General features: G+C 26.0%; 8 protein-coding genes. All 8 read left to right on the forward strand.

What is annotated here, in order from left to right:
* Window positions 1-102 precede the first annotated feature (102 nt).
* The 8 genes from ACRC28_RS05290 (at window position 103) to ACRC28_RS05325 (ending at window position 6,172) form a co-directional block, all read left to right on the forward strand.
* Window positions 103-783 carry a hypothetical protein gene (locus ACRC28_RS05290; RefSeq protein WP_438542407.1) on the forward strand — a complete coding sequence of 227 codons (681 nt, stop codon included), beginning with the start codon at window positions 103-105 and terminating at the stop codon, window positions 781-783.
* Window positions 780-1,271, forward strand: coding sequence for a GHKL domain-containing protein (locus ACRC28_RS05295; protein WP_438542408.1), 492 nt, complete (start codon window positions 780-782; stop codon window positions 1,269-1,271). Before ACRC28_RS05290 ends, ACRC28_RS05295 begins: the two co-directional genes overlap by 4 nt.
* A 13-nt stretch (window positions 1,272-1,284) precedes the next feature.
* On the forward strand, window positions 1,285-2,007 hold the full coding sequence (locus ACRC28_RS05300) for a LytR/AlgR family response regulator transcription factor (protein WP_438542409.1): 723 nt from the start codon (window positions 1,285-1,287) through the stop codon (window positions 2,005-2,007).
* A gap of 86 nt (window positions 2,008-2,093) precedes the next feature.
* A complete protein-coding gene (locus ACRC28_RS05305) occupies window positions 2,094-2,456 on the forward strand; it encodes a hypothetical protein (RefSeq protein ID WP_438542410.1) in 363 nt (120 codons plus the stop codon).
* Window positions 2,457-2,818: 362 nt separating this feature from the next.
* A complete protein-coding gene (locus ACRC28_RS05310) occupies window positions 2,819-3,205 on the forward strand; it encodes a hypothetical protein (RefSeq protein ID WP_438542411.1) in 387 nt (128 codons plus the stop codon).
* Window positions 3,206-3,272: 67 nt separating this feature from the next.
* Complete coding sequence (locus ACRC28_RS05315) at window positions 3,273-4,322, forward strand: FtsX-like permease family protein (protein WP_438542412.1); 1,050 nt, start codon at window positions 3,273-3,275, stop codon at window positions 4,320-4,322.
* A gap of 34 nt (window positions 4,323-4,356) precedes the next feature.
* Window positions 4,357-5,496, forward strand: a complete 1,140-nt coding sequence (locus ACRC28_RS05320) for a hypothetical protein (protein ID WP_438542413.1) — start codon at window positions 4,357-4,359, stop codon at window positions 5,494-5,496.
* 4 nt (window positions 5,497-5,500) lie between these two features.
* Window positions 5,501-6,172 (forward strand): ABC transporter ATP-binding protein, encoded by a 672-nt coding sequence (locus tag ACRC28_RS05325; RefSeq protein ID WP_438542414.1) that lies wholly within the window; start codon window positions 5,501-5,503, stop codon window positions 6,170-6,172.
* The last annotated feature ends 572 nt before the right edge of the window (window positions 6,173-6,744 follow it).

Genomic DNA, 6,744 nt, shown 5'->3' on the forward strand with positions numbered 1-6,744 from the left:
AATAGAAAAATTATACAATTTAACTAATGATATAGATCTAAATATTTTAAATTTACTTAATGATATATATTAATTGAGATAAAAAAGTAAGTGAGGAATTAAATGCGAGAGTTTATGATAGAGCAGGTTATATTTATAGTAGGTATAATTCTTCCAACATTGTATTGTTCAAAAGGATTAGAAGAAAAAGAGAAAAAGACTATATTTTTTATGGGGATTTTAAGTAGTTTTTTTGTGGGAATAACAGAAATGAGAATTTTATTTATAATGGTGTATGAAATATTTATAATTATATATCTTTGTATGAAAGATTTGAATTTTAAAGATGTGTTGATAGTTCTAAATGGAAATTTAATATTATTTATAATTAATATATTGATATTTAAAGATAGATTAAATGGAGCTTTATTAAGTGGTCTTATAGCTATTAATATATTATTACAAATAAATTTATGGAAAGTAAAAAAATTCAGAGTGGAAAATTTAAGTATCTTATTTGCTGGATTAATTATAATGTATTTTAGTAAAGTAAATCAGGTAAATATGATAATTGGCATATTAGGGATTATAGTAATTAGATATTTATTAATTAATATAAAAATCCAAAAAGAGCTTGAGGAAAAAAATCAAACTTTAGAAGCTACAAATAATTGTATGATGATGTTAGAGGAATCTAATATGGACATGAGGAAGTTTAAGCATGATTATGTAAATATACTATTGACAATGAATGAATACATTAAGGGGTCAAAGGAGCAGGAGCTAAGGGATTTTTTGAAATGAATATATTGAAGACAAAAGATGATTTTATTAAAGATGATATTAATTTAGATGGGCTTAATAGAGTTAAGCTTTATAATTTGAAAGGAATTATCAGAGGAAAGATTGTTAAAGCTCAAAGTTTGGGATTAAATATAATTTTAGATATACCAGGTGATATAGAAGTATTAAATTTAAAAATAATTGATTTAAGTAGAATTCTTGGAATTTTATTAGATAATGCAATAGAGGGTGCTGGGATTACGGAGAGTAAGAAAATTGGAGTAGGTATATTTAACAAAGAAAATGAGTTAAATATAATTATAGAAAATTCTTTTAAAGATGAAGGCATGTATTTATATGAAATGTTAGTGGAAGGGAAATCAACTAAGGGTGATGGCAGGGGAATTGGATTAACTATTGTAAATGAAATTCTGAGTAAATATAATAATGTAGTTCTAGATACAAAAATAGAAAATGGCATGTTTATTCAACATATAATAATTGATTAAGGGGATAAAGAGATTGAAAATTTATATTTGTGAGGATGATGAAAAGTTTAGAAAAGATTTGAAAGTTATTATAGAAAAAATTATAGTTAGAGAAGATTTTGATATGAAGATAAAAAAGTCAACAGGAAAAGGAAATGAGATTTTAAATAGTATAGAAGGAACAGGAATATATTTTTTAGATGTTGATTTAAAAGAAGAGATAAATGGAATAGAATTAGGAAGTAAAATAAGAAAGCTAGATCCAAATGGATTTATTATATTTATAACAACTTATGGAGAAATGGGACATCTAACTTTTAAATATAAAGTTGAAGCTATGGACTATATAGTTAAAGGGAATTATGAAACTTTAGAGCAAAGAATAACTGAATGTATTAAAGAAGCCAATAAAAGATATATAGTGAAAGAAAATATAGAGGGGATTTTTATGGTTAGAACAAGAGAGCAGATTTTAAGAATTCCATATAAAGAAATAATGTTTTTTGAAACAGCGCAAAAAATACATAAGATAAGAATACATAGTTTAAATAGACAGATAGAGTTTTATGGGAAGATGAAGGAGTTAGAGAAAGAGCTAGGAGATAAATTTTTAAGAATTCATGCTTCTTATTTAGTGAATAAAGAAAAGATAAAAGAGATAGATAGGATAAATAGAATATTAAAAACAGAAAATGGAGAGCTTTGCTTAATTTCAGATAAAGGAATTAAGTTATTAAAGCAAAGCAAGTTTTACTAAAAATAAGGTGATTTTTACAAAAAGGAAAATAAACTAGATAGAACATGGTACATATATAGGGAATTAATAAATAAGAAGGAGAAAATATGAGTGAAGAATTATTAGTGTATGGGGTAATTATTGCAGTAAGCCTTACAATGAATCTTTTTCCTATAATAGGAAAGAAAAGAAATTCAACAGAAATTTCTACTTTTATTATGTCTATAGGATATGGTGGATATACTTTATCAAAGAATGATGAAGGGGTGAAAAATCAAATTACTAGAGAGGAGTATTTAAATAAATCATTAAGACTTCAAATAATATTTAATACAATAAATATTATATATTGCTTAGTCTGTCTCTTATTTAAAATAAATTATGTAGCTCTTTTTCTTATGATTCCCATAGGTTCTGGAGAAGTGGTAGCATTTTGGAAAAATTTGAAAAAATATAGCGTAAAGATGTAAGGAATCTAATAATTATTTATGTACAGAAACGTAAAAAAATTGAAGACCAAAAGTTAGATAAAATCTAATTTTTGGTCTTTTATATTTGTCATAATTATTCCTCCAAGCGACACTTTAAAATAAGCATCATTGGTGATTATGTCCATTACTTTGCAAAACTAACTTCAGGTTAGACAGGTTAGATAAAATAATATGAATTAACGGAAGTTACTTTTTCAATTTACAAAACTGGCTTTTTTGTATATAACTAATGGAATTAAATAGAAATATTTTACATAATTATAAAAAAAAGGTTTACATTTCCCCCCCCGATATGTATAATGAAAGAGAAATCAACAATAAAAAAGAAGGGGGCTTTTGAGATGAGTAAAATAAAAGTATTATTAGGGGGACTAATAATAGTAGCTGCAAGTAGTACTGTTGCATTCGCAGCAAAATCAGCAACGGTCAATGGGTGGAGTGGAAAAGATGCTTGGTCTGGATACTGTGAAGGAGGAAAAAATAGTTATAATGTTTATGCAGCCGCAAGAACAGATAGAATAAAAGGTCAAGGAGATCGAACTTTAAGATCTTATGTAGAAATTGTAAATAAGCAGGGGTATAAAATCGGACCAGGAGCAGATAAAGCAGGATATGATAAGGTATTGACAGCGACGATTGTAAGAGAGGGTGGCCATGCAATACAAGCATCACATGGGCTTGTGAACGAAACAGCATCTAGAACGTATACGAATTTATTTCATAATTAGGTTATAAAATTGCAACTAAACAAATTTATAATATTTGTTTAGTTGTATTAATATTGGGGGATGGTTAATGAGAGGGAAGGAGAAGTATATTGTAGTAATATTTTCATTAATAATTTTTGCGATGTCAATATGTATTACTATAAGTAAATTAGAATTAGAAAATATAAAAAATAAAAATGGATTATTTTTAGGAGATACTATAAATTTCAATTTTGAAGGTGAAAAAATTATAAAATTTAAAGAGGTTATTGAAGTAGCAGAAAAATATAATGATGTTTATATTGAGTTTAACCCTGTACCAGTTGTTAGAACAATAGATACTGTTTTTGGAAAAGCAATATATCATAATTATCCTATAGCAAAGAATAATCTTGATGTACAAGGTAGTGACTTGAGTATTGATGAAATTGTAAATGGAAAAAATACTATTTTAGTTGGAACAAAGGTTAAAGATAGTATTTATGAAAAGAATGGTATTGAATATTTTGATGTAGAAGGAAAACCTTTTGAAGTTAGTGGAATTATAGGAAATGGAACAAGTGCTTATGATGAAATGTTTATTATAAGTATGAAGGCATTACCAGAATATGAATCTGATTCAAGAGGACAATGGAAAATTGGAGCATCGGAGGAAACTACTAAAAACATAATTAATGATTTAGAAAAGAAATACAACACAAAGGTAGTAGAAAAAGCAGAGATATATGAGGATGATGAAATAAAAGATGTAGTACAGCCATTTATGAAAATACTTTATACAGTAGGAATTATTGGAGTTTTAAACATATGTATAGTTGGAGTTATTTGGCTATCAGAATTATCAGTAGAGATTAGTATAAGAAAAGCATTAGGTGCTAAAAATTTAGATATTATTAAATTTATAATTTTAAAGAATTTAAAATTAAGTATAGTAAGTATGGGATTAGCTGTTTTAATCCAAATGTTATTAAAAAATGAATTAAATAAAATGTTTTCAAGATTTGCCTTTGATATTAATTTAGAAGTGATTGGACTATTAACAATAGTAGTATTAAGTATTTCATTAATCTTATCCGTAATACCATGTGTAAAAGCTGTAAGAAGAGAAGCATCTATTGGTATGAAAGGGGGCGATTAAAATTTTAAACTTAAGGTATGCAATAAAGAATATAGTGAATTTCAAAATTTTAAATATATTAATCCTTATACAATTAGTATTTGGAATTCAATTATTAAGTAAAACATTAGAAATTATAACCACTAAAAATTTTCAAACAACAAAAGTATATAAAAATTTAGGTGACAATAATATATTAAAAATTGTAGATAAAAATATATCAGCAGATATGGCGACTGAGGGGATAGATAAATTTTTAAAATGGTTAGCAAAGAATTATAGCCCTATTTATACTGGTATAGGAGCGATAATTGTAGATGAAACACCAGAATTAAAAGGTTTTGAAGATAGTTTTTTGAAAAGTTTATATTTTGATTTTGATAAGGAAGGTAAAGCAATACTATCACAGGTTATTAGCAATAAAGAAGTGTTTGAAAAGTTAAATATAAAATTATCAGAAGGAAATTTAGAAGCGTTTAAATATATTAGTGAAGAAGAAGTTCCTTGTATTTTAGGAGCTGACTATAGAGGAATCTTTAAAATAGGAGACTTAATAAAAGATGAGTATACAGATTATAGAGTTGTAGGATTTATGGAAAGAGGAAATTATATAGCAAATGGAGAATATTTTGATCCTGGCTCAATGGTTTCTACAGATAAATTAATTCTTACTTTAGCTAATGAAACAGATTTAAATTATAATATAGGCAGATACACTTTATTAGAAATAGATGATACTAAAATAGGAAGTTTAGTATCAGAGATAAAGGAGCAAGGAAAAAAGCTAGGCTTAGATTTAGATATATACAATAATAAGATTTTAGTTGAAAATTATAAGCAGTGGATGTCATTTGAAGAAAATTTAAATAAATTAACATTAAGTATTATAAGTATATTTATTTCAATATCATATCTAGTGATTTTTATGCTTAAAATATCTAAGAATTCTAAAGAATATGCTGTTCATATAATGGCTGGTGCTAAGGATAGAGATATAGTGATAAGAAATATCTTTGAAATAATAATTATAAATGGAAGTGCTTTGATTATAGTTATGATGCTTGGACTTGCTAATAATATAAAGGTATTCCAAATGGTAGCTTTAATTTTAGCAATTTACAGCTTAGCATTATGTCTAATACCAATTATAAAATTAAAATCTGTTAGACTTTCAGAAGAATTTAAGGGGGAATAGTATTTTGGAATTTTTAATAAAGATAGTAGAGCTTGAAAAAGTTTTTAAAGATAACTTTAAAGCACTGAAGGGTGTTTCACTAGAGATAAATAAGGGAGATTTTGTTGCAATTATAGGACCATCAGGGTCAGGGAAATCAACTCTTTTAAATATAATAGGTTGTTTAGATAAAAAAACAAGTGGTGAGTATTATTTAAATGGTAAGGAAATATCTGAATGTAATAATAATGAAATGGCAGCACTAAGAAATAAAGAGTTTGGATTTGTTGTACAAAGTTTTGCATTGCTTAAGGATTATACAATTTATGATAATATAAAAATTCCATTAGAATATGCAAAGGTAAAAAGAAGCGAGATTAAAAAAAGAGTAATAGAAGTTAGTGAAAAGTTAAAGATTGAAGATCAACTTAAAAAGAAGCCTAGCAAATTATCAGGTGGACAATGTCAAAGAGCAGCAATAGGAAGAGCTCTTGTGAATAACCCTAATATAATATTAGCAGATGAACCAACAGGAGCATTAGATAAACAAACAAGTGAAGAAGTTATAAATATTTTTAAAAGTCTTAATAAGGAAGGAAAAACTATAATTATGGTGACACATAACTTAGAGATGGCAGAAGTAGCAACTAAGATTTTTAAAATAGATGATGGTATGATAGAGATAATAAAAAAATAAATATTTAGTATAAGTTTAAAATACTTCTTTTATAGTAGATAGTTTAAGAAATAAGCATCGCTATGAAGGAGGTATTTTTATTTTATTTTTTAAACTTATAAAAGAATTTGGAGAGTTAGATTAATATATATATGGATAAAAGTAGATAAAATATGAAGAAAAGAAGAAAAATAACATTAAACATAACCTAGTGTGTCATTACATAAAAACAGGTGTAAATAATATTAAAATAGAGTATAAGTGGATTAATTTGCTTAAATACTAAAAAATGAAGAAAATAGAACTGATATAGATGATATTATAAGTGAGTCGCTTGAAGCAAGACAAGCTCTTGAACGAGAGACACACTAAAAGAAATTGAAAAACATATTAAAAAATATGTTGACAGAAAAATCTTTAAGTGGTAAGATAAACAAGTCGCCAAAAGCGATTGAAACAAAATGGTCTTTGAAAATTGAACAGATTAATATATAAACAAACTTAAACCAGCAATTCTTTTATTAGTAAGTTTTATGAGCAATTTAAGATTAAACTTTTTATTGAGAGTTTGATCCTGGCTCAGGACGAACGCT

It is taken from the genome of Clostridium sp. (assembly GCF_051650885.1).
Classification (GTDB): Bacteria; Bacillota; Clostridia; order Clostridiales; family Clostridiaceae; genus Clostridium.